The following is a 21,968-nucleotide window of genomic DNA, read 5'->3' as shown; positions in this document are numbered from 1 at the left end:
CCGTTGCGGCGAACTGAAACTATGGTAGTCACTTTACTTACCTCGCTTGAGCCGAATGACGGCCTGACTGTGCATGGCAAGAAAGATGGGGATGGCAAACGGGCTTTTCAACCCTGCCTTTGGTCGGGATAAACGGGGTAGCAATCAGGGTGGGGGCGAGTGACACCAAAAGAACAGGGCCGGGTGTTGCCACCCGGCCCTGCTGCAAACTGTCCGCATTATGTTGTTTCAGACCAGACTACCGCTTGGCACACGATCACAGTTTGGCCATTGAACGTCGCCGAGGGAGAACCATACAGCGTGTAGCCTTGAGCTAGTGCCTCGCTGACACGAAAACAAAATGTCGCGTCATCAGGCCCAGTAATCAAGCGGTAAACCGGAAGGCCATTTGGTGGCTGTTTCGAATTTGTCATGTTCTGGTTCTCTGCTGGTTCAGCCTGACAGTATGCTAACCCTTCTTGGCAATGCAGCCGCTGATGCCGGAGCTCTGCAGCTTGCCGTTGGCCGCGTCGGCGGCCGCCTTGCCGTTGAAGGGGCCCACCATCACTTTGTAGACGGTACCGTTGGCTGTGTTGACCACCTGCAGGCTGGAAGAGAGACCGGCGGTGAAGGCGATACGTGCCTTTAGCGACTCTGCGGAATCCTGCGAGCGCAGAGCCGCGCACTGCATCATATAGCGACCGCTGTCGGCGGCTGCGGTCTGGGCTGGCGGGTTAGCCGCTTTGGCCTTGGCCGCTTCGGCCCGCTCCCGCTCCAGCTCGGCACGGATCTCCCGCTCCATTCGCTCCCGTTCGGCCTGGCGATCGATCACCTGTTCCCGAGCGCTGGCAACGGGCGCACCGTTGTCAGGCGTGGTCGCCGGATTGGTCTGATAGGGTTTGGACTGGCCGATGGGCGTCCCCGGTTGGGGAATGTCGGTCGGTACCGGTTGCGGCAGCTTTTCCGGCTGCAGGGTCAGAGTATCGGCGGGGGGCGGTGGCAGCACGCCCGGCTGGGGCGGTGGCTCGATAACATCGACCTGCTTGTTCTCAAGCCGTTCGATGTAGCTCCACTTCTCCTGTGGCAACCCGTTGTTCTGTGGTTTTGGCTTGTTGGCCTTTACCTGCTCCTCAATGGTGGGGGCGTCGCTGCCCTTGCCATTGATCATGTAAAGGAAGCCACCAAAGCCTGCCAGCAGTGCCACGACCAGCAGCACTGGAATAACAGGAAAGCGGCGCGGAGCCGCTTTCTTGGTATTGCGGCCACCCGCCCGACGTCGTGGGCGGCTGCCGACATAATCCCGGGTTGCCATCTATTACATGCGCTCCAGGGTATGGATGCCCAGTACGCCGAGGCCCAGTTTCAGCACCTTGGCGGTGGCGGCGCACAGCAGCAGACGGCTCTGACGGGTTGCCTCGTCCACGCCATCCTTGTTGATCGGGCAGGCTTCATAGAAGGTCATGAAGTTGCCGGACAACTCGTACAGGTAGGTACAGAGCAGGTGTGGCATGCCTTTGTCGGCCACGCCGTTGACCGCGTCGGAGAACTGGATCAGCTTCTGGGCCAGCACCTCTTCGGCTTCCTCGTTCAGGGTCACATTGCCGGTAAGGGTAGCGGCATCGACGCCAGCCTTGCGGAAGATGGACTGGATACGGGTGTAGGCATACTGCAGGTAAGGGGCGGTGTTGCCTTCAAAGGAGAGCATCAGATCCCAGTCGAAGATGTAGTCGGTAGTGCGGTTCTTGGAGAGATCCGCATACTTGACCGCGCCCATGGCGATGGCGTTGACCACATTGGCCTTCTCTTCGGCAGAGAGGTCGCTGTTGCGGCTCTCCAGCAGGGCTGCGGCGCGCTCTTCGGCCTCGTTGAGCAGGTCAACCAGCTTGACGGTGCCACCGGAACGGGTCTTGTAGGGACGGCCATCCTTGCCCAGCATCATGCCGAAGGCGTGGTGCTCGAGGGGGACGGATTCCGGTACATAGCCCGCTTTGCGGGTGATGGTCCAGGCCTGCATCAGGTGCTGGTGCTGACGGGAGTCGATGAAGTACATGACACGGTCGGCGCCCAGGGTCTCGTAACGGTATTTGGCACAGGCGATGTCGGTGGTGGTGTAGAGGAAACCGCCATCGCTCTTCTGGATGATGACGCCCATGGCCTCGCCATCCTTGTTCTTGAACTCGTCCAGGAAGACAACGGTGGCGCCTTCGCTCTCGACCGCCAGCCCCTTGGCTTTCAGGTCCGCAACGATCTCCGGCAGCATGTCGTTGTACATGGACTCGCCCATGATGTCCTTGTTGGTCAGGGAGACATTCAGGCGGTCGTAGTTGATCTGGTTCTGTTCCATGGTCATGTCGACCAGCTTCTTCCACATGGTGCGGCAGTACTCGTCGCCGCCCTGCAGCTTGACCACGTAGTTACGGGCGCGCTCGGCGAAGGCTTCGTCTTCGTCGTAGCAACGCTTGGCCTGGGTGTAGAAGGCTTCCAGATCCTTGAGTGCCATGTCGCTGGCGTGCTCGTTGGACATCTTCTCCAGATAGGCGATCAGCATGCCGAACTGGGTGCCCCAGTCGCCGATGTGGTTGGCACGGATCACTTTGTGGCCGAGGAACTCCAGCGCGCGCGCAGCCACGTCACCGAGTACGGTGGAACGGATGTGGTGCACCGCCATCTCTTTGGCCACGTTGGGGGCGGAGTAGTCCACCACCACGGTTTGTGGCGCGGGCAACCGTACGTTGGCGTTGGCAGAGGTCACCATGGCCTCGACCTGACCGGCCAGCCAGCGCTGGTCAAAGAAGAAGTTGATGAAGCCGGGACCGGCGATCTCGACCTTGGCGATCAGGTCGGAGGCAGGCAGATGCTCGATGATGGCCGCTGCCAGCTCACGGGGATTCTTGCGGGCCGGTTTGGCCAGCAGCATGGCCAGGTTGGTAGCCAGGTCACCGTGAGCTTTTTCCTTGCATCGGTCTACTTGCACGCGGGCTTCCAGGTCCGCCGGCAGGACGCCTGCTGACTTGAGATTGGCTACCGTTTGTTCAAGTAGATGATGAATATGCTCTTTCATAACTGACCACCAAGGTTGCGCGTCGAAAAATGACTGATATATAAGGGCGTGAATTTTACCCGCATCGGCCCGAGAAAACTATAGGGATGACCCGCCGCTCGCTGTCGGGCGGATATTTCACTGCGTTTAGCGCCATATTCCAGAATATTGGGCGGAAATTACGGTGCTTATCCATTTCTACTGCATATCGAAGCGGCTTGTCCAGGCTATTTTCCCCTGATTGTTAAGGGTTTTTCCTTTCCGCTGACGGGAATGATCTCCTCCCTCTGGCCTGGCGTATCAACAGAGGTTCCCAACCGAGGAGTTTGCGATGCGACTGGCGCTGTTTCCCCTATCTGCCCACCTGCTGCCCGGCGGCGTCATGCCGCTGCGGATCTTCGAACCGAGATACCAGCGGATGATTGCCGAGGCGGGGGAGTCCGGCTTTGCCCTCTGCATGGTGGACCCTCGCCAGCCCGATGCCCTGCGCAACATGCTGCCCATCGCCACCCGGGTCACCATCATCGATTTCGACCCGTTGCCGGACGGCATGCTGGGGATCACGGTGCAGGGAATGGAGCGGGTGCAGATAGAGGATCTGTGGCAGGAGCCCGATGGCCTGCGTATCGGCGAGGTGACGCCGCTGACGGCCTGGCCGCCCCGCCGGCTCCATCCCGATCAGCAACCACTGGTCGAGGCATTGCGGGAGGTGTTTGCCGACTATCCAGACTATGCCGCCCTCTATCCCGCCCCCCGCTGGGATGATGGCAACTGGGTGGCCCAGCGCTGGCTGGAGGTGCTGCCGATCCCCCCTGAACAGAAACAACTGCTGCTGGCCGCCGCCGACAATCAGCCCGCCATCGCCCTGCTCAAGGGGGTGCTGGTGGCCAGCCACTGATTTTTTCCTGACCCGCTGATCCGCCACTGCCGCAGCGCCGTACCAGTCATCACCACAGCATGTTCGACAGCACACCAAAGGGATGGCGCAATGGCATATACTGGCCAACCACACTCGACCATACGCAGGACCTCGCCCGTGATGGATAACCCGGATGGCGACCTCAAATCTCTGCTGATCAGGGTGGCAGAGCAGGCCGACAAGGCTGCTTTTGCCCGCCTGTTCCAACACTTTGCGCCGCGTATTCGCAGCTACGGCCTGCGCCACCTCGGCAGCGAAGCCAACGCCATGGAGCTGGTGCAGGAGACCATGCTGCTGGTGTGGCAGAAGGCGCGCCTCTACCACCCCGAGAAAGGGGCGCCGACCACCTGGATCTACACCGTGATGCGCAACCAGTGCTTCGATATGCTGCGCCGTCGTCGTGCCAGCAAGGAGGATATCTGTGCCGAGGAGTTGTGGCCGGTGCTGGAGTTTCAGGCCGAAGAGGAGCATCTGAGCGGGGGTGAGGATGCGGTGCTGACCCGTCAGATGGCCCATTATTTGGGCACCCTGCCGGAGCCGCAACAGCAGGTGGTGCGTGGCATCTATCTGCAGGAGTTCTCCCAGCAGGAGTTGGCGGAACGACTCGGCGTGCCGCTCGGTACAATCAAGTCCCGCCTCCGGCTGGCGTTACAGAAACTGAAAGAGCAAGTGGAGCAAGGCCATGATTAAAGCCCATCCGACCGACCCTATGCTGCGCGCCTTCGCCGCCGACGAGCTCCCTCTGCCGCTGGCGGTGGGGCTCTCCGCTCACTGTGAACTCTGCCCCGATTGTGCTGCCCGACTGAAGACATTCGAAGAGGAGCTGGCGCAGCAATATCTTGCCTCGCCAGCAGAGCCCGAGCTGGACTCCCGCGATGAAGCGGGACTGGACGCCGGATTCGACGCCATGCTGGCGGATATTCTGGCCCAGCCGCTGGCAGAGCCCCTCTCCGAGCCAACATATGACCAGCCCCGAGCCCAGCCCGGCGAGCTGGAGGTAGCCGGTCACGCCTACCGTTTGCCACGGGTGCTGGCCCGCTATCGTTCGCCCAAGTGGCGCCATATCGGGGCCATTCGTCAGCAGAGTCTGCCGCTGGACGAGATGGGGGCGCGCGCCAGCCTGCTCCATATCGAAGCGGGCGGCCGCATCCCCGAGCACACCCATCAGGGCTATGAGCTGACCCTGCTGCTGGCGGGCAATATTCAGGATGGCGATACTCTTTACAAGGCGGGTGATTTCATCTGGCGCGATGCCAGCCACTCCCACAGCCCGCATACGCCGGACGGTTGCCTCTGCTACACGGTGCAGGATGCGCCGGTGCAGTTCACCAAGGGGCTGTCGCGGCTGCTGAACGGCATCAGCCAGCACCTCTACTAAGCACCATGACGCCATAGAAAAAGGGACCAGATTGGTCCCTTTTTTCATTTGATTGCTGGCTGCCGGTCAGGCGACAAACACCAGATAGACGGCGAATGCCACTATAAAGCGGTAGATGGCGAACGGGATAAAGTCGATGCGGCGGATCAATGTCAGGAAGGTCTTGATCGCAAACATCGCTACCACGAAGGCGGTGATAAAGCCTACTGCAAACATCGGGAAGTCGGCCATCGAGAGGAAATCGCGGCTCTTGTAGAGATCGAGCCCGCTGGCCGCCACCATCATGGGCACCGCCATGATGAAGGAGAACTCTGCGGCGGCGTGACGGCTGATCCCCATCAGCATGCCACCACTGATGGTAGCGCCGGAGCGGGAGAAGCCGGGCCACAGGGCCAGACACTGGAACAGACCGATACCGAACGCCTGCTTGTAGCTGATGTCATCCAGGGTTTCAGCTGTGACGGCCGGGCGGAACTTCTCGGCGATGATCAGCAGGATGCCCCCCGCGACCAGCGCGTACATCACGGTCTGCGGACCAAACAGGTTGGCCTTGATCCAGCTGTGGATGGCCAGACCGACCACGATGGCGGGCATCATGCCGAGGATGACATGCACCAGCGACAGGGTCGCGTGATCCCGGGACGGCTTCTGGCCAAAGTGGATGCCAATCAGGCCAAACAGGCGGCGCCAGAAGACGGCGACCACGGCGAGGATTGAGCCCAGCTGGATCACCACTTCGAAGGTGGCGGCCTTGGGCCCTTCAAAGCCCAGCAGATGGCCGACGATAATCATGTGGCCGGTGGAGGAGACGGGGAGGAACTCGGTCAGCCCCTCGACGACGCCCAGAATAAAGGCGACCAGCAGGCTATAAGTGTCAGTCATCGAACAAACAATCCTTAACTTCGTTGATGTAAAAACGCCCCGAAAGGGTCTCGGGGCGGCATATCTTGCTCGATTGTGACTGCTGAGGCTATGTAAAAATCATGAATTCTTTAAGTTAGTCGCGGATAAAGCGGTAGCGGGTCTGGTGGTGATAACGCTCGCCAGGCTGCAGCCAGGGGTTGCCCAGCTCGGGGCGATTGGGGCTGTCCGGCAGCTGTTGCGCCTCAAGACAGAAGCCGTCGTGATCCCGGTGCGACAGGCCGCTGCGGTTCGGGGTATTGGCCAGCCAGTTGCCGGTGTAGAACTGTAGCGAGGGCTGGTTGGTATAGACCTCCATCGCCAGCTGTCTGTCACCTGACACCACGCGAGCTGCCCACTTCTGCTCCGGTCCATTGAGTACAAAGGCGTGATCGTACCCCTTGGCTTGTTGCTGCTGGGGATGACTCAGCCAATCCTGTCCGACAAGGCGCTCGCGGCGCAGATCGAACGACCCCTCCACCGGAGTGATGGTGATCGGCAAACCGCTCGGGTCGGTCGGCAGGAAGTGGTCGGCATTGATGCTGATGAGGTGGTCACGGATATCGCCGCCATCGGTTTGCCCATCGAGATTGAAGTAGGCGTGGCTGGTGAGGCTGACCGGCGTAGCGGCATCCGTGCTGGCGATGAAATCCACCACCAGATCGCTCTGCTCCAGCCGGTACTCCAGGGTTACCCGCAGATTGCCGGGAAAGCCCTGATCCCCCGCCCGGGAGAGCAACGCCAGCTTGACCCGATCCGCCTCCAGCTCCCTGATTTGCCAGCGCTGGCGATGAAAGCCAGCCTGCCCGCCGTGCAGACAGTTGGGTGCCTGATTGGCATTCAGCGGCCAGTGCTGTCCATCACGCACCAGCTCGGCACCGCCGATGCGGTTGGCAAAGCGTCCTGCCACCGCCCCCAGCCACACCTGCTGGGTGGGATAGGCGTCGTCGGCACAGCCCAGCAGCACTTCACGCCGTTTGCCCACCACCGGCAGGGTGAGGGAGGTGAGGGTGGCGCCGAAGTCGAGGCCGCGCAGCCGCAGCCCCTCTTCATTTTCCAGCTCGAACGGGGTCATGGCGCTGCTCATAGCTTGCCTGCACCGGCGCTGGCAGAGCAGACGTAGCAGTCGGCCTTGAGGCCCGAGATGGCCGGATACTCCGCCTCGACGGCGGCAATCACCTCGGCCACTTTCTCCGGGCGCAGCAGGGCGACCACGCAGCCGCCGAAGCCGCCGCCGGTCATCCGCACGCCGCCATCTGTGCCGATTTTAGCCTTGATGATCTCCACCAGACCGTCGATGGCGGGCACTGTGATCTCGAAGTCATCGCGCATGGCGGCGTGTGATTCGGCCATCAGCTCGCCGAGTCGGGTCAGATCGTGGCTCGCCAGTGCATCGGCCGCCGCTAGAGTGCGGGCATTTTCCCCAACGATGTGGCGGGCACGACGATAGCAGGCCTCATCCAGCCCGGCCTTGCCCGCTTCCAGTCCGGTCAGATCGAGATCGCGCAGCGCCTTGACCCCGTAGTGACGGGCGGCCTCTTCGCACTGCTGGCGACGGGTGTTGTATTCGCTGTCCACCAGACCGCGGCGCACATTGGAGTTGACGATCAGCACTGCCAGATCGCTTGGCATGGGGATGAGACGGGTCTCCAGCGAGCGACAGTCGAGCAGCAGGGCGTGGTCTGTTTTGCCGCTGGCGGAGATCATCTGATCCATGATGCCGCAGTTGCAGCCGACGAACTTGTTCTCTGCCTGCTGGCCATTGAGGGCTATCTCGGCCTGGCTGATGTCGAGCCCCAGCGCCTCTTTGAAGGCCTGACCGATGGCTACTTCCAGCGAGGCGGAGGAGGAGAGGCCTGCCCCCTGCGGCACGTTGCCGGAGACCACCAGATCGAGGCCGCGAAGGGCATAACCGCGATCCTGCAGATACTTCACCACGCCGCGGATGTAGTCGCTCCAGCGTTGGCTGGGGTGGTGCTCGATGGGCTGGTCGAGGTCGAACTGGTCGCGCTGGTTGTCGTAGTCGGCGGCGATCACCTGCACTTGTCGGTCATCGCGCAGGCCGATGGCAACGCAGGTCTCGTAGTCGATGGCGCAGGGCAGCACGAAGCCATCGTTGTAGTCGGTATGTTCACCGATGAGGTTGACGCGGCCGGGGGCGCGCACCAGCAGATCGGGCGCTTTGGCAAATTGCTCGGCAAAAACAGTGCTGACGCGTTGGCTGGGGGTCATAGGGCCTCCTCATCGGTGTGGTTGGTCTGGTTGTAGTGAATGGGGCTCAGGGCACGCAGCCGCTCGGCAGCCTGCTCGGGGGTAAGGTCACGCTGGGTTTCGGCCAGCATCTCGAAGCCGACCATAAATTTGCGCACGGTGGCGGAGCGCAGCAGCGGCGGATAGAAGTGGGCGTGCAGCTGCCATGCCTCGGGGCAATCCGATTTGGGCGGCGCAAAGTGCCAGCCCATGGAGTAGGGGAAGCTGCACTCGAACAGGTTGTCGTAGCGGCTGGTGAGCTCCTTGAGCGCCACTGCCAGATCCTGTTGCTGGGTCTTGGTCAGGTTGAGCATGGAGGGGACGTGCGCCTTGGGCTGCAGCAGGGTTTCGAACGGCCAGGCGGCCCAGAAGGGGACCACTGCGAGCCAGTGCTCGGTCTCCACCACGATGCGCGAGCGATCCGCCAGCTCCCGCTCTACATACTCCAGCAGCATGGGGCGGCCATGCTCGGCCAGCCAGTCGCGCTGGTGCTGCTCTTCGCGGGCGATCTCGTTGGGCAGGAAGTCGCTGCCCCAGATCTGGCCGTGGGGGTGCGGGTTGGAGCAGCCCATGACGGCCCCTTTGTTTTCAAATACCTGCACCCACTCCCACTGGGCCGACAACTCGGCGACCTGATCCATCCAGGTGGTGATCACCCCCTCGATGGCGGGTAGCTGCAGCTCGGGCAGGGTCTTGCCGTGATCCGGCGAGAAGCAGATGACCCGGCTGGTGCCGCGGGCTGCCTCCAGTTTCAGCAGGGGATCGCTGGCGCTATCGGCGGCCGGGGTATCCTGCATCAGGGCGGCGAAGTCGTTGGTAAAAACGAAGGTGCCCTGATAGTCGGGGTTGATGTCGCCGGTGACCCGGGTGTTGCCCGCGCAGAGGAAACAGTCGGGATCGTGGGCCTGTTTGGGGGCCTGACTCACCTTCTCCACCTGTCCCTGCCAGGGGCGTTTGGCCCGGTGGGGGGAGACCAGCACATACTGGCCGGTCAGCGGGTTGAAGCGGCGATGGGGATGATCGACGGGGTTGAACATCATCTCTCCTGAATAAGGTATTGAAAAATAGGGGCGTCTATTAACAGGGAGCAGGCAGGCCTACTCCTCGTAACCGTTCGGATTGGCGGATTGCCAGCGCCAGCTATCGGCGCACATGGCGTCGATGTTGCGGGTCGCCCGCCAGCCCAGCTCGCGCTCGGCCTTGGCCGGATCGGCCCAGCAGGCGGCGATGTCGCCTGGGCGACGCGGCTCGATGCGAAATGGCAGCGGCTTGCCACAGGCAGCAGAGAAAGCGGCGACCAGCTGCAACACGCTCTGGCCCTGGCCGGTGCCCAGGTTGTAGGTGTGCACGCCACCCTTGTCGGCGCAGTGTTGCAGTGCCTTGACGTGCCCCTCGGCGAGATCCATCACATGGATGTAGTCGCGCACGCCGGTGCCGTCCGGGGTGGGGTAATCGTTTCCAAAGACAGACAGGCAGTCGCGACGGCCAATGGCGACCTGAGTGATATAGGGCATCAGGTTGTTGGGGATCCCCTGCGGGTCTTCACCCATGGTGCCCGATTCGTGGGCGCCGACCGGATTGAAGTAGCGCAGCAGGGTCATGCTCCAGTGGGGCTCTGCCAGCTGCAGATCCTCGAGGATCTCCTCGATGATCAGCTTGGATCGCCCGTAAGGGTTGGTGGCGCTGCGAGGGAAATCCTCGCGGATCGGCAGGCTGGCGGGATCGCCATAGACGGTGGCCGAAGAGCTGAACACCAGATTGTGCACCCCGGCCCGTTTCATCGCCTGCAGCAGGGTGAGGGTGCCACCGAGGTTGTTCTCGTAGTAATCCAGTGGAATGCGGGTCGACTCGCCGACCGCCTTGAGGGCGGCAAAGTGGATCACCGCGTCGATCTGCTGCTCGGCGAAGATCCGGTCCAGCAGGGTGGCATCGCGAATATCTCCTTGATAGAAAACGGGTTGTTGGCCGCTGATGGCGGCGACTCGGGCCAGCACGCTGCGTTTGCTGTTGCCGAGGTTGTCGACCACCACGGGATTCATGTCTGCCGCTTGCAGGGCCAGACAGGTGTGGCTGCCGATATATCCGCAACCGCCGGTGACCAGAACGTTCATCTTGCTCTCCACTGAAAAAGCGTCTGGAAGCAGTCTAGCCGAGGGTGTGGCGACCAAACTGTGAGCTTGCTTGCAAAACGGTGTAAACGATTACACGGTTTTTGTGATCATCCTGACGGCAGATATGCGTTTCACCCCTGTTTTCAAAGGGTTTGCTGGGTATAATGGCGCTCTATTGCACAGTGAAAGAAGTGAAAACAGCATGAGCACCATCAAGGATGTCGCCCGTTTGGCCAATGTGTCGGTGGCAACGGTTTCACGGGTGATGAACAACTCCCCCAAGGCCAGCGCCGCGTCTCGCGAAGTGGTGCAGAAGGCCATGGCCGAACTGGGCTACACTCCCAACGCCAACGCGCGGGCACTGGTCAGCCAGACTTGCGACACCATGGGGGTAGTGGTCGGTGACGTGGCGGATCCCTTCTTCGGTGCACTGGTGAAGGGGGTCTCCGGCATCGCTGTCGAGCAGAACCTTCACCTGCTGATGGGTAACGGTTTTCACAAGGCGCGTCAGGAGCGTGAGGCGATCGAGCTGCTGATCGGCAAACGCTGTGAGGCGCTGGTGGTGCACAGCAAGGCGCTGAGCGACGAAGAGCTCTGCGACTACGCCATGCGGGTGCCCGGTATGGTGCTGATCAACCGCGATATTCCAGCCCTCAAGGGACGCTGCATCGCTCTCAACAATCGGCTGGGTGCGGCTACGGCGACTCGCCACTTGATCGAACTGGGTCACCGCCATATCGCCTTTATCAGCTCGGATCACGCCATCGAGGATGCCACCTTGCGGCTGCAGGGCTATCAGGATGGACTGATGGAAGCCGGTCTGGCAGCCGATCCTGAGCTTATCGAGAGCGGCACGCCAAACGAGGAGGGGGGCGAGCGCGCCATGCTCAATCTGCTGGCCAAGGGGCTCAAGGTGACCGCCGTAGTTGCCTATAACGATGCCATGGCGGCGGGCGCCATCTCCGTGTTGGCGGACAACGGTCTGCGAGTGCCGGAGGAGGTCTCGGTAGTGGGCTTCGATGACATCATCTATGCCAGATATTTGCGCCCCAAGCTCTCCACCATGCGCTATCCCATCGAGTTGATGGCGGCCCAGGCGGCCAAGCTGGCCATTCAGCTGGCGGCGGGGGAGAGTGACGCGACCCAGAGCCGGATCTATACCCCCACCCTGATCAATCGCCACTCGGTGGCACCGGTTCGGGCCGGATAGCCCTCTTTTGCGGCCCTGTTCGGGGCCGTTTCTTGCACGGTTATTGTTTTACTGGTTTTTAATTATTTTTACTCCGCTTTACTTAACAAAATTAGTGTAATCGTTTACATCTGTGTGAGCGAGATCGCCGTTCCCTGCGTCATACTTCTCTAGACTGAATACGTTTTCCAATCAGCAGGGAGAGAGTGAATGCTCAGGGAGATAGTGGCGCGTCAGGATTGGCAGACTCAGGCTATTACGTCGGTAAACCGGTTGGCTGCCCATACCCCCATGTTCAGCTGGCGCAGCGAAGCGGATGCCAGAGGTGATCTGGCCTCTTCCTCCCGTCTCTTGCTCGATGGCGAGTGGCGCTTCTCCTTCTTTGCCGCTCCCGAATTGGTGCCCGAGAGCTGGCTGGTGCAGGATCTGGCTGATGCCACTCCCATTACCGTGCCGGGTAACTGGCAGCTGGATGCCGCCTATCCGGCTGCGCGGCCACCCACCGATGGCCCCATCTACACCAATATCAAGTACCCCTTTCCCTGCGATCCACCGCGAGTGCCAGCAGAGAATCCTACTGGCTGCTACTCCCGCGAGTTCGAACTGCCCGCCGACTGGCTGGCCAGCGGCCAGAGCCGGATCATCTTTGACGGGGTGAGCAGTGCCTTCCACCTCTTCTGCAACGGCCGCTGGGTCGGTTACTCCCAGGACAGCCGGCTGCCCGCCGAATTCGATCTGACCCCATATCTGCAGAGCAGTCGCAACCGGCTGGCGGTGCTGGTGCTGCGCTGGTCCGACGGCTCCTATCTGGAAGATCAGGATATGTGGTGGCTGTCGGGGATCTTCCGCTCCGTCAGCCTGCTGCACAAACCGTCCCGTCATCTGATGGATATGCGGGTGACCCCCGAGCTGGATGCCTGCTATCGGGATGGCCGTCTCAAGATTGCACTGCAGGTGGCTAATGGGGCCGGTCTGTCGGTGGAGGCCAATCTCTATGACGGTGGCGAGCGGGTTGCGACCCTGCGCCAGCCAATCGGCACCCAAGCCATTGATGAAAAAGGGGCGTATGACGATCGCGCCGAGCTGGGGCTCGACGTGGCTGCGCCGCGCAAGTGGAGCGCCGAGACGCCCCATCTCTATCGCCTGACCCTGACCCTGCTGGACGAGCAGGGCCAGGCTATCGAGAGTGAGGCATGTGATGTGGGCTTTCGGGTGGTGGAGATCCGTGGCGGCCTGCTGCGGGTCAATGGTCAGCCGCTGCTTGTTCGCGGTGCCAACCGTCACGAGCATCACCCCGCCAAAGGCTATGCTATCGATCGCGCCATCATGGAGCGGGATCTGCTGCTGATGAAGCGGCACAACTTCAATGCGGTGCGCTGTTCCCACTATCCCAACCATCCCGATTTTTATCGCCTGTGCGATCGGCTTGGCCTCTATGTGGTGGACGAGGCGAATCTGGAGACCCACGGCATGACCCCCATGGGGCGGCTGGCGCGGGATCCTGCCTGGAGCAACGCCTTTCTGGAGCGGGCGACCCGCATGGTGGCACGGGATTTCAACCACCCCTCCATCATCATCTGGTCGCTGGGCAACGAGTCGGGGTACGGCCCGGCCCACGATGCCATGTATGGCTGGATCAAGCGCAGCGACCCGAGCCGTCCGGTGCAGTACGAGGGGGGCGGGGCCGATACCCCGGCCACCGACATCATCTGCCCCATGTATGCCAGAACCCATCAGGATCAACCCTTCCCGGCGGTGCCAAAGTGGGCGCTGGCCAAGTGGATCGGCCTGCCCGGCGCGCACCGGCCGCTGATCCTCTGCGAATATGCCCACGCCATGGGCAACAGTCTGGGGGGCTACGCCCACTACTGGCAGGCGTTTCGCGATCATCCACGTCTGCAAGGCGGGTTTGTCTGGGATTGGGTCGATCAGGGGCTCGACAAATACGCCGCCGATGGTCGCCACTACTGGGGCTACGGCGGCGACTTCGGTGATGTGCAAAACGATCGCCAGTTCTGCTGCAACGGTCTGCTGTTCCCGGATCGCACCCCCCATCCCGCCCTGTTCGAGGCAAAACGTGCCCAGCAGCCGTTCCGCTTCACCCTGCTCGAGCACACCCCGCTGCGGGTACGGATCGAGAGCGAATACCTGTTTCGGGAAACCGACAACGAGCGCCTTTGCTGGCAGCTGTGCGAGAACGGTCATGTGCAGCAGCAGGGGGAGATCTCCCTTGAGCTGGCGCCACAGGGAGTGGTCGAGTTGACCCTGAGCGGGACGCTGCCTCCCTTTGCGGCAGGCTCACTGGCCTGGCTCGATCTGGCCATCGTTCAGCCACAGGACACCCTCTGGTCGCAGGCGGATCACAAGGTCGCCCGTCAGCAGTTCACTCTGCCGACCCCCCTTGCCCTGCCTGCTCCCGCCGCTGCCGCCACCCTGAGCGAGCAGCCGGATGGCTGGTTGGTCACTGCCGCAAACAGCCAGTGGTGGCTCGACAAGCAGAGCGGCCGCATCACCAGTTGGCAAAAATCGGGGCAGGAGCAGCTGCTGGCGCCGATCATGGATCACTTCTACCGCGCGCCGCTCGACAACGACATCGGCACCAGCGAAGCGGATCACGCCGACCCCAACTCCTGGATTGCTCGCTGGCAGGGCTGTGGCCTCGGTCAGTGGCAGCACCGCTGTCTGGGGATCGCGGTCGCCGGAGGGGATATCCGGGTCAGTCATGGCTACTTCCACCGTGATGAGCTGCTGCTGGTGAGTCACTGGCATCATCACTTTACCGACGATGGCGCCATGAGCCTCGAGATAGAGACCGAGCTGGCACAGGTGCTGCCGTCGCTGCCGCGGATCGGCCTGCTGCTTCATCTGGCCAAGGTGCCAGCGCGAGCCGAATGGCTGGGGCGTGGGCCGCACGAGAACTATCCGGATCGCCTGCTGGGCGCCGATCTGGGGCGCTGGAGTCTGCCGCTGGAGGCGATGCATACCCCTTACATCTTCCCGAGTGACAACGGCTTGCGCTGCGATACCCGCCAGTTGCAGCTGGGCAGCACGACGGTGAGCGGCAGCTTCCATTTCAGTGCCAGCCGCTTCAGTCAGCAGCAGCTGGCCGCTGCTCGTCACCAGAGCGATCTGGTGGCCGAAGAGGGGTTGTGGGTCTGTCTCGATGGCGCCCACATGGGGGTGGGCGGGGATGACTCCTGGAGTCAGAGCGTGCGTCCCGAGTATCAACTGCTCGAGCGTCGTTACCGTTGGGGCTGCACTCTCCGCTAATCCAGCTATTGAAGCGACTGTCTAGCCAGTGCGCCATTTTGACAACAGACCAGTAACGACTAGCCTCAATGCTGTGGGAAAGATTGAGTCTCAAATCTGATTTTTATTTATATGTATTTGAAAAATAAATATAAAGTTTCAATGTAACAGAGTGTAAACGTTTTCATTTTGTCGTCATGATCACAGAAGAAATGACAACAAACTGATTACATTGATTGGCGCTTGCTCAATTGCTCGCCACCCTACAACACAGATAGACACATCGGAGCACACATAATGAAAAAACTGACCACAGTTGCCGCCCTGCTGATGGGCATGATGGCTGGAGCCAATGCCCAGGCTGACACCCGTATCGGGGTAACCGTCTACAAATACGACGACAACTTCATGGCGGTCGTGCGTAAGGCCATCGAGAAGGAGGCGGCAGCCACTCCGGGGGTGGAACTGCTGATGAACGACTCCCAGAACGACCAGTCCAAGCAGAACGACCAGATCGATGTGCTGCTGGCCAAAGGGGTGAAGGCGCTGGCCATCAACCTGGTTGACCCCGCTGCGGCCCCGGTGGTGATTGAGAAAGCCCGTGGCGAAGATATCCCGGTGGTCTTCTACAACAAGGAGCCGAGCGCTACCGACCTGGCCAGCTACGACAAGGCCTACTACGTGGGTACCGACTCCAAGGAGTCAGGGATCATCCAGGGTCAGCTGATTGCCAAACACTGGAAAGCCCATCCGGAGTGGGATCTGAACAAGGATGGCGTGATCCAGTTCGTGCTGTTGAAAGGGGAGCCGGGCCACCCGGATGCCGAAGCGCGCACCTCCTACGTGGTCAAGACCCTGAACGATGGCGGCGTCAAGACCGAGCAACTGCACATGGATACCGGTATGTGGGATACCGCCATGGCGAAAGACAAGATGGACGCCTGGATCTCCGGCCCCAACGCCAACAAGATCGAAGTGGTCATCGCCAACAACGACGGCATGGCAATGGGTGCAGTCGAGTCACTGAAAGCCCAGGGCAAGACTGCCATTCCGGTGTTCGGCGTCGATGCGCTGCCGGAAGCGCTGGCCATGGTCAAGAGCGGTGCCATGGCGGGTACCGTGCTGAACGATGCGGCCAACCAGGCTAAAGCCACCTTCGAGCTGACCAAGAACCTGGCTGAAGGCAAACCGGCCGGTGAAGGCACCAAGTGGAATATCGTCGACAAGGTAGTACGTGTTGCCTACGTCGGTGTGGATAAAGACAACCTGTCCCAATTCGAGTAATTCCCTCCTTCAGGGCAAGGGAGATCCCCTTGCCCTTTTTTCAACCAGATGTGATGGCTGATATGACAACACAGCAACAATCAGAATGGCTGTTGGAGATGATTGACGTCAGTAAGAGCTTTCCCGGCGTCAAGGCACTCGATAATGTCAATTTACGGGTCCGTCCTCATTCTGTGCATGCGTTGATGGGCGAGAACGGAGCGGGAAAATCCACACTGCTCAAGTGCCTGTTCGGCATTTACGAGAAGGATCAGGGCAAGATCTTCTTCAAGGGGCAGGAGATCAACTTCACCTCCTCCAAAGAGGCGCTGGAGAATGGCGTCTCCATGGTGCATCAGGAGCTCAACCTGGTGTTGCAGCGTACCGTGATGGACAACATGTGGCTCGGCCGCTACCCCACCAAGGGGTGGTTTATCGACCACGGCAAGATGTATGACGACACCAAGCGCATCTTCGATGAGCTGGATATCGACATCGACCCCAAGGTGAAGGTCGCGACCCTGTCGGTCTCCCAGATGCAGATGATCGAGATCGCCAAGGCGTTCTCCTACGATGCCAAGATCGTCATCATGGACGAACCCACCTCCTCCCTGACCGAGAAAGAGGTGAACCACCTCTTCAAGATCATCAACAAGTTGAAGGATAAGGGGTGCGGCATCGTCTACATCTCTCACAAGATGGAGGAGATCTTCCAGCTCTGTGACGAGATCACCATATTGCGGGATGGCCAGTGGGTGGCAACCCAGCCGCTCAAGGGCATGACCATGGATCAGATCATCGGCATGATGGTCGGCCGTGAACTGACCCAGCGTTTCCCGGAAAAGACCAACCAGCCGAAAGAGGTGATCCTCGAGATCGAACACCTGACGGCGAAGAACCAGCCCTCCATTCAGGACATCACCTTCAACCTGCACAAGGGGGAGATCCTCGGCATCGCCGGGCTGGTGGGGGCCAAGCGCACCGATATCGTCGAGACCCTGTTCGGTATTCGCGATCGCAGTCAGGGCAGCATCAAGCTGCACGGCAAAGAGGTGGCCAACCACAACGCCCACGAAGCGATCCGCAACGGCTTTGCGCTGGTGACGGAAGAGCGCCGTTCCACCGGTATCTACTCCCGGCTCGATATCGCCTTCAACTCCCTGATCGCCAACATGGACAGCTACAAGGGCTCCATGGGGCTGCTCAGCGACAACAAGATGAAGAGCGATACCCAGTGGGTGATCGACTCCATGCGGGTCAAGACGCCGACCCAGCAGACCCAGATCGGTTCCCTCTCCGGGGGTAACCAGCAGAAGGTGATCATCGGTCGCTGGCTGCTGACCCAGCCGGAGATCCTGATGCTCGACGAGCCCACCCGCGGCATCGACGTCGGGGCCAAGTTCGAGATCTACCAGCTCATCCTGGAGCTGGCGAAGAAGGACAAGGGGATCATCATCATCTCGTCAGAGATGCCGGAATTGCTGGGGATCACCGACCGCATCATGGTGATGAGCAATGGCCGGGTCGCCGGGATCGTCAATACCAAAGAAACTGACCAGAGCGAGATACTGCGCCTGGCATCTCTGTACCTCTAGAGACAGGAAGACATTTATGGAGTCGGCTAAAAATTTCAATCTGATGCAGGCGCTCAAGGAAAACGCCATCTATCTGGTGCTGCTGGTGCTGCTCATGGTCATCGTGATCCAGGAGCCCTCCTTCCTGAGCCTCACCAACTTCAGCAACATCCTGACCCAGTCCTCGGTGCGGGTCATCATAGCGCTGGGGGTGGCGGGCATCATCATCACCCAGGGGACGGATCTCTCGGCCGGTCGTCAGGTCGGTTTGGCGGCACTCATAGCAGCAACCATGTTGCAGGCGCTGACCAACGTCAACAAGGTGTTCCCGACGCTGGGGGAGGTGCCCATTCCTGCGGTGATCCTGCTGGTCTGTGTGGTGGGTGCCCTGATTGGTCTGGTCAACGGCCTGATCGTGGCCTACCTGAACGTCACCCCGTTCATTACCACCCTGGGCACCATGATCATCGTCTACGGTATCAACTCCCTCTACTTTGACTCGGTAGGGGCCTCGCCGGTGGCCGGGTTTGATCCTCGCTTCTCCAGCTTCGCGCAGGGCTTTATCCGGATAGGAGGATTCAAGCTCTCCTATCTCACCTTCTATGCGGCCATCGCCAGCGTCTTTGTCTGGGTGCTGTGGAACAAGACCCGCTTTGGCAAGAATATCTTTGCCATCGGCGGCAACCCGGAAGCGGCCAAGGTCTCCGGCGTCAATGTGGCGGTCAATCTGGTGATGATCTATGCGCTGGCGGGGGTCTTCTACGCCTTCGGCGGCATGCTGGAAGCGGGCCGGATCGGTAGCGCCACCAACAACCTCGGCTTCATGTACGAGCTGGATGCCATCGCGGCGTGCGTGGTGGGCGGGGTGTCGTTTGCCGGCGGGGTGGGAACTGTCGCAGGTGTGATCACCGGCGTACTTATCTTCACCCTGATCAACTATGGTTTGACCTATATCGGCGTCAGCCCTTACTGGCAGTTCATCATCAAGGGCGGCATCATCATTCTGGCGGTGGCATTGGACTCCATGAAGTACGCCAAGAAGAAATAACGATTGGCAGGGAGGGTTGGCAGTGCCAGCCCTCTCTTCTGGAGGGATCCCATGCCATTCAAGGTCAAGATTTACGTCCTGTTGCTGCTGGCCATTCTGGTCACCATCGGCACCGCCTGGTTCAGCGTCAATCACTTCATCAGCGCCTACATCCGCACTCAGGCGACCAAGAACATCAATGAACAGATCACTCTGGTCAAAGAGAAGCTGGCCAGCGACATCAATCAAAAAATCCTGCTGGCAGCCAACCTCAACTTCGGGGTGACCAACGTCAAGAAGACCCTGCAAGAGACCGGCTTTCACAACATCGTCAAGGTGATCGGCGACATGGCCTTCGACGTGAGCGGTGTCATCAACGATACGGCCAAGGTCGATGCGCTGCGCAAGCTGATCCCCGCCGCCAACAACCAGATTACCGTCAGTCCGCTGCAACAGGTGGATGGCAAGCCGGTCATCACCATACTGGTGCCGCGCGGTGCAGATTCGGCCTATCTCTACTACCTCGACATGAGCGAGTTCAAGAGCCTGCTGGCGAAGATGAGTGGTGATGGCCGCTACTTCTCGCTGGCCGATGGCCAGGGCAATGAGCTCTACAACAGCAAACCGCAGGGGGAGAGCGAAGCGCGCCCCAATCAGCTGGATATTCGCGGCAACAGCTGGACCCTGACCGGCTACATCGACCTCGACTACATCCAGGCCATGACCCGGGCCCTCAACGGCCAGATCATCATGGCGCTCCTCGGTGTTGCCGTGGTGGTGATGGTACTCGCCATACTGGCGCTCAACGTGGCTTATCGCCCCATCCTCTCGCTGCGGGATCTGGTGCTGGAGCTCTCTCGCGGCAGTGGCGATCTCACCCGCCGGCTGGCGGTGACCAGCAAGGATGACCTTGGCCAGATCTCGGCCGGTATCAACCGCTTTATCGAACGGTTGCAGGAGATGATGGGGGAGGTGCGGCAGGCGAGCGGCCAGCTCAACAGCGGCATCGAGGGGTTGGCCAACCAGACCGGCGCCGCCCAGTCCCTGTTGGCGGACCACGTGCGCGAGACCGAGCAGGTGGTGACCGCCATCAACGAGATGAGCCGCACCGCGGTCTCCGTCTCCGAGAGTGCAGCCAGCACGGCCCGGCTTACCGGCCAGAGCCAGCAGCTGGCGAGCCAGTCCCGGCAGGTGGTGGATCAGGCGATGACCAGCGTGATGGCGCTGGTGGACGAAGTGGAAGCCACTGCTCGCTCCATCGAGGCAATGCAGCAGGATGTGCAGCAGATTGGCTCCGTGCTGGGGGTGATCGGCAGCATTGCCGAACAGACCAACCTGCTGGCCCTCAACGCAGCCATCGAGGCGGCCCGTGCTGGCGAGCAGGGGCGTGGCTTTGCGGTAGTGGCAGACGAGGTGCGCTCCCTCGCGGCCCGTACCCAGCAGAGCACAGCCGAGATCCAGACCATGCTGGCCAGCCTGCAGCGGGGCACCCGCACTGTGGTGGATGCCATGGGCAACACCAAGCAGAGCTGTCAGGGGGCGGCCGAGAACACCACCAGGGTCAACGAGTCGCTGGATCTGATGGCGGGAGAGGTCGTGGAGATCAACGATCTCATCAGCCATATCGCCACGGCGGCCGAACAGCAGAGTGCGGTAGCCGAGGAGATCAACCGCAACATGAGCGCCATCGCCGAAGTGATCCGTCAGCTGACCCACAATGGCGAAGCGACGGTCGCCAGTTCTGCCGCTATGGGGCAGACCTACGACCGGCTGCGGGAGATCGTGGGCCACTTCCGGCTGGAGTGAGGCCGGTGTTTAGCCAATAACAAAACAGGGCCATCCGGCCCTGTTTTGTTTTCCCGTCTGCCTGAATCAACCGGCCTTGCGGCGCAGATAGACCCCGGCTTCCATGTGATGGGTCCAGGGGAACTGGTCGAACAGGGCGAAGCGGGCGATCTCGTGGGTTTCGCCCAGCACCGCCATGTTGGCTTGCAGAGTCTCGGGGTTGCAGGAGATGTAGAGGATGTTGTCGTACTCCTGCACCAGCTTGACGGTGGCATCGTCGAGACCGGCGCGGGGCGGGTCGACGAAGATGGTGTTGCACTGGTAAGCGCCGAGATCGACCCCCTTGAGGCGGTTGAACTCCCGCTCGCCACGCATCGCCATGGTGAACTCCTCGGCCGACATGCGCAGGATGATCAGGTTGTCGACGCCGTTGGCCGCGATATTGAACTGGGCGGAGTCGACGCTCGGCTTGGCGATCTCGGTGGCCAGCACCTTGCGGAAGTTCTGCGCCAGCGCAATGGAGAAGTTGCCGTTGCCGCAATAGAGCTCCAGCAGATCCCCTTCGCTCCCCTTGGTGACTTCCAGCGCCCAGCCCAGCATCTGCTCGTTGATGGCGGCGTTGGGCTGGGTGAAGCTGTTCTCCACCTGCTTGTAGATGAGCTGGCGACCGGCCACGTTGAGCTGCTCGATGACGAAGTCATCCCCCAGACAGATCTTCTGCTTGTGGGCGCGGCCAATCAGCTGCAGCTCGAACCCCTTGGCGCGCAGGTCGGCCTGCAGTGCTTCGGCGGCCTGTTGCCACTCTGCTTCCAGCTTGCGGTGATAGAGCAGGCTGACAATGATCTGGCCGGACTGGGTGGAGAGGTAGTCAATCTGGAACAGCTTGCGGCGTAGCACCGGGTGTGGGCGCAGCCCCTCCAGCAGCAGCGGCATCAACTGGTTGATGAGGCGGCTGGCGGTGGGGAAGTGATCTATCTTGATGATCTCTTTGGTCGCCGGGGCATACATGCAGTGGAAGAGGTCATCCCCTTCGTGCCAGATGCGAAATTCGGCGCGCATCCGGTAGTACTCCGCCGGTGAGCTGTGCACTTCCAGCGCCGGAAGGGGGAATCCGGCAAACAGCTCGGTGAGGCGAGCGCTCTTTTCGTCGAGTTGGGCCTGATAGTCGGCAGGGGTTCGAGGCGCCGGAGCGTTCGCGGAAGGCTGTTGGGACTGGGTCATAAATACCTCACATGCACACCGGCCGGGCCGGGTCGAAATCGCGGGATGGCAACAGGCCACCCAAAGGGGCCCGATTTTAAAAG

The 21,968-nt window shown here is 61.0% G+C and carries 18 protein-coding genes; 9 read left to right on the top strand and 9 right to left on the bottom strand.

The genetic code is table 11. The annotated features are described in order from the left end of the window. Window positions 1-218: 218 nt before the first annotated feature. The 3 genes from G5253_RS18065 to argS are packed head-to-tail and all read right to left on the bottom strand — an operon-like array spanning window position 219 to window position 3,040. A complete protein-coding gene (locus G5253_RS18065) occupies window positions 219-413 on the bottom strand; it encodes a DUF1737 domain-containing protein (protein WP_216952631.1) in 195 nt (64 codons plus the stop codon). Between the two features lie 35 nt (window positions 414-448). Continuing rightward, window positions 449-1,291: an SPOR domain-containing protein gene (locus tag G5253_RS18060; RefSeq protein ID WP_266134945.1), complete on the bottom strand. Its 843-nt coding sequence runs from the start codon at window positions 1,289-1,291 to the stop codon at window positions 449-451. 3 nt (window positions 1,292-1,294) lie between these two features. After that, on the bottom strand, window positions 1,295-3,040 hold the full coding sequence (gene argS, locus G5253_RS18055; RefSeq protein WP_128816165.1) for an arginine--tRNA ligase: 1,746 nt from the start codon (window positions 3,038-3,040) through the stop codon (window positions 1,295-1,297). Window positions 3,041-3,350: 310 nt separating this feature from the next. Between argS and G5253_RS18050 the strand changes: the two genes are divergently transcribed. The 3 genes from G5253_RS18050 (at window position 3,351) to G5253_RS18040 (ending at window position 5,316) form a co-directional block, all read left to right on the top strand. Further along, on the top strand, window positions 3,351-3,917 hold the full coding sequence (locus tag G5253_RS18050; protein ID WP_266134946.1) for an LON peptidase substrate-binding domain-containing protein: 567 nt from the start codon (window positions 3,351-3,353) through the stop codon (window positions 3,915-3,917). Window positions 3,918-4,058: 141 nt separating this feature from the next. Next, window positions 4,059-4,628: a sigma-70 family RNA polymerase sigma factor gene (locus G5253_RS18045; RefSeq protein ID WP_266134981.1), complete on the top strand. Its 570-nt coding sequence runs from the start codon at window positions 4,059-4,061 to the stop codon at window positions 4,626-4,628. Further along, window positions 4,621-5,316: a ChrR family anti-sigma-E factor gene (locus G5253_RS18040; RefSeq protein WP_201990875.1), complete on the top strand. Its 696-nt coding sequence runs from the start codon at window positions 4,621-4,623 to the stop codon at window positions 5,314-5,316. The genes G5253_RS18045 and G5253_RS18040 overlap by 8 nt, the downstream gene beginning before the upstream one ends. Window positions 5,317-5,382: 66 nt before the next feature. Here G5253_RS18040 and bacA read toward each other — a convergent pair whose 3' ends face one another. The 5 genes from bacA to galE form a co-directional block, all read right to left on the bottom strand. Further along, window positions 5,383-6,198, bottom strand: coding sequence for an undecaprenyl-diphosphate phosphatase (bacA, locus tag G5253_RS18035; RefSeq protein WP_005355537.1), 816 nt, complete (start codon window positions 6,196-6,198; stop codon window positions 5,383-5,385). A gap of 115 nt (window positions 6,199-6,313) precedes the next feature. Further along, window positions 6,314-7,303 (bottom strand): galactose-1-epimerase, encoded by a 990-nt coding sequence (galM, locus tag G5253_RS18030; RefSeq protein ID WP_421203907.1) that lies wholly within the window; start codon window positions 7,301-7,303, stop codon window positions 6,314-6,316. Further along, a complete protein-coding gene (gene galK, locus G5253_RS18025) occupies window positions 7,300-8,448 on the bottom strand; it encodes a galactokinase (protein WP_421203906.1) in 1,149 nt (382 codons plus the stop codon). The genes galM and galK overlap by 4 nt, the downstream gene beginning before the upstream one ends. After that, complete coding sequence (locus tag G5253_RS18020) at window positions 8,445-9,503, bottom strand: UDP-glucose--hexose-1-phosphate uridylyltransferase (protein ID WP_421203904.1); 1,059 nt, start codon at window positions 9,501-9,503, stop codon at window positions 8,445-8,447. Before G5253_RS18020 ends, galK begins: the two co-directional genes overlap by 4 nt. A gap of 60 nt (window positions 9,504-9,563) precedes the next feature. Continuing rightward, on the bottom strand, window positions 9,564-10,577 hold the full coding sequence (galE, locus tag G5253_RS18015) for a UDP-glucose 4-epimerase GalE (protein ID WP_266134950.1): 1,014 nt from the start codon (window positions 10,575-10,577) through the stop codon (window positions 9,564-9,566). A 202-nt stretch (window positions 10,578-10,779) separates the two neighbouring features. Here galE and G5253_RS18010 point away from each other — a divergent pair, with 202 nt between their 5' ends. The 6 genes from G5253_RS18010 to G5253_RS17985 all read left to right on the top strand — a co-directional run bounded on the left by G5253_RS18010 (window position 10,780) and on the right by G5253_RS17985 (window position 20,685). Next, a complete protein-coding gene (locus G5253_RS18010; protein WP_088868202.1) occupies window positions 10,780-11,787 on the top strand; it encodes a substrate-binding domain-containing protein in 1,008 nt (335 codons plus the stop codon). 189 nt (window positions 11,788-11,976) lie between these two features. After that, entirely contained in the window at window positions 11,977-15,036 is a 3,060-nt protein-coding gene (locus G5253_RS18005; protein WP_421203902.1) for a beta-galactosidase, read from the top strand. 276 nt (window positions 15,037-15,312) lie between these two features. Continuing rightward, window positions 15,313-16,299, top strand: coding sequence for a galactose/glucose ABC transporter substrate-binding protein MglB (gene mglB, locus G5253_RS18000; protein ID WP_005340747.1), 987 nt, complete (start codon window positions 15,313-15,315; stop codon window positions 16,297-16,299). A gap of 53 nt (window positions 16,300-16,352) precedes the next feature. Continuing rightward, window positions 16,353-17,873, top strand: a complete 1,521-nt coding sequence (gene mglA, locus G5253_RS17995; protein WP_042081798.1) for a galactose/methyl galactoside ABC transporter ATP-binding protein MglA — start codon at window positions 16,353-16,355, stop codon at window positions 17,871-17,873. Window positions 17,874-17,889: 16 nt separating this feature from the next. Next, window positions 17,890-18,900, top strand: a complete 1,011-nt coding sequence (gene mglC, locus G5253_RS17990) for a galactose/methyl galactoside ABC transporter permease MglC (RefSeq protein WP_005342585.1) — start codon at window positions 17,890-17,892, stop codon at window positions 18,898-18,900. A gap of 51 nt (window positions 18,901-18,951) precedes the next feature. Next, the gene (locus tag G5253_RS17985; protein WP_421203899.1) at window positions 18,952-20,685 is read left to right on the top strand and encodes a methyl-accepting chemotaxis protein; all 1,734 of its coding nucleotides are present in this window, start codon (window positions 18,952-18,954) and stop codon (window positions 20,683-20,685) included. Between the two features lie 66 nt (window positions 20,686-20,751). On the opposite strand, the gene trmA is transcribed toward G5253_RS17985, so the two are convergent. Then, window positions 20,752-21,885, bottom strand: coding sequence for a tRNA (uridine(54)-C5)-methyltransferase TrmA (gene trmA, locus G5253_RS17980; RefSeq protein WP_421203897.1), 1,134 nt, complete (start codon window positions 21,883-21,885; stop codon window positions 20,752-20,754). Between the last annotated feature and the right edge of the window lie 83 nt (window positions 21,886-21,968).

This window comes from Aeromonas sp. 602658, from assembly GCF_049173005.1.
Lineage (GTDB): Bacteria > Pseudomonadota > Gammaproteobacteria > Enterobacterales > Aeromonadaceae > Aeromonas > Aeromonas veronii_A.
Note: the sequence above shows the minus strand (reverse complement) of the source record. Positions and strands in the feature narration are given on the sequence as shown.

Excerpts from the sequence above, each read along its gene's own strand:
- G5253_RS18045 (WP_266134981.1), top strand. The coding sequence starts at position 4,059 with ATGGATAACCCGGATGGCGACCTCAAATCTCTGCTGATCAGGGTGGCA.
- G5253_RS18050 (WP_266134946.1), top strand. The coding sequence starts at position 3,351 with ATGCGACTGGCGCTGTTTCCCCTATCTGCCCACCTGCTGCCCGGCGGC.
- mglB (WP_005340747.1), top strand. The coding sequence starts at position 15,313 with ATGAAAAAACTGACCACAGTTGCCGCCCTGCTGATGGGCATGATGGCT.
- G5253_RS18020 (WP_421203904.1), bottom strand. The coding sequence starts at position 9,503 with ATGTTCAACCCCGTCGATCATCCCCATCGCCGCTTCAACCCGCTGACC.
- G5253_RS18010 (WP_088868202.1), top strand. The coding sequence starts at position 10,780 with ATGAGCACCATCAAGGATGTCGCCCGTTTGGCCAATGTGTCGGTGGCA.
- galE (WP_266134950.1), bottom strand. The coding sequence starts at position 10,577 with ATGAACGTTCTGGTCACCGGCGGTTGCGGATATATCGGCAGCCACACC.
- argS (WP_128816165.1), bottom strand. The coding sequence starts at position 3,040 with ATGAAAGAGCATATTCATCATCTACTTGAACAAACGGTAGCCAATCTC.
- G5253_RS17985 (WP_421203899.1), top strand. The coding sequence starts at position 18,952 with ATGCCATTCAAGGTCAAGATTTACGTCCTGTTGCTGCTGGCCATTCTG.
- trmA (WP_421203897.1), bottom strand. The coding sequence starts at position 21,885 with ATGACCCAGTCCCAACAGCCTTCCGCGAACGCTCCGGCGCCTCGAACC.
- bacA (WP_005355537.1), bottom strand. The coding sequence starts at position 6,198 with ATGACTGACACTTATAGCCTGCTGGTCGCCTTTATTCTGGGCGTCGTC.
- G5253_RS18060 (WP_266134945.1), bottom strand. The coding sequence starts at position 1,291 with ATGGCAACCCGGGATTATGTCGGCAGCCGCCCACGACGTCGGGCGGGT.
- G5253_RS18005 (WP_421203902.1), top strand. The coding sequence starts at position 11,977 with ATGCTCAGGGAGATAGTGGCGCGTCAGGATTGGCAGACTCAGGCTATT.
- G5253_RS18040 (WP_201990875.1), top strand. The coding sequence starts at position 4,621 with ATGATTAAAGCCCATCCGACCGACCCTATGCTGCGCGCCTTCGCCGCC.
- mglA (WP_042081798.1), top strand. The coding sequence starts at position 16,353 with ATGGCTGATATGACAACACAGCAACAATCAGAATGGCTGTTGGAGATG.
- galK (WP_421203906.1), bottom strand. The coding sequence starts at position 8,448 with ATGACCCCCAGCCAACGCGTCAGCACTGTTTTTGCCGAGCAATTTGCC.
- galM (WP_421203907.1), bottom strand. The coding sequence starts at position 7,303 with ATGAGCAGCGCCATGACCCCGTTCGAGCTGGAAAATGAAGAGGGGCTG.
- G5253_RS18065 (WP_216952631.1), bottom strand. The coding sequence starts at position 413 with ATGACAAATTCGAAACAGCCACCAAATGGCCTTCCGGTTTACCGCTTG.
- mglC (WP_005342585.1), top strand. The coding sequence starts at position 17,890 with ATGGAGTCGGCTAAAAATTTCAATCTGATGCAGGCGCTCAAGGAAAAC.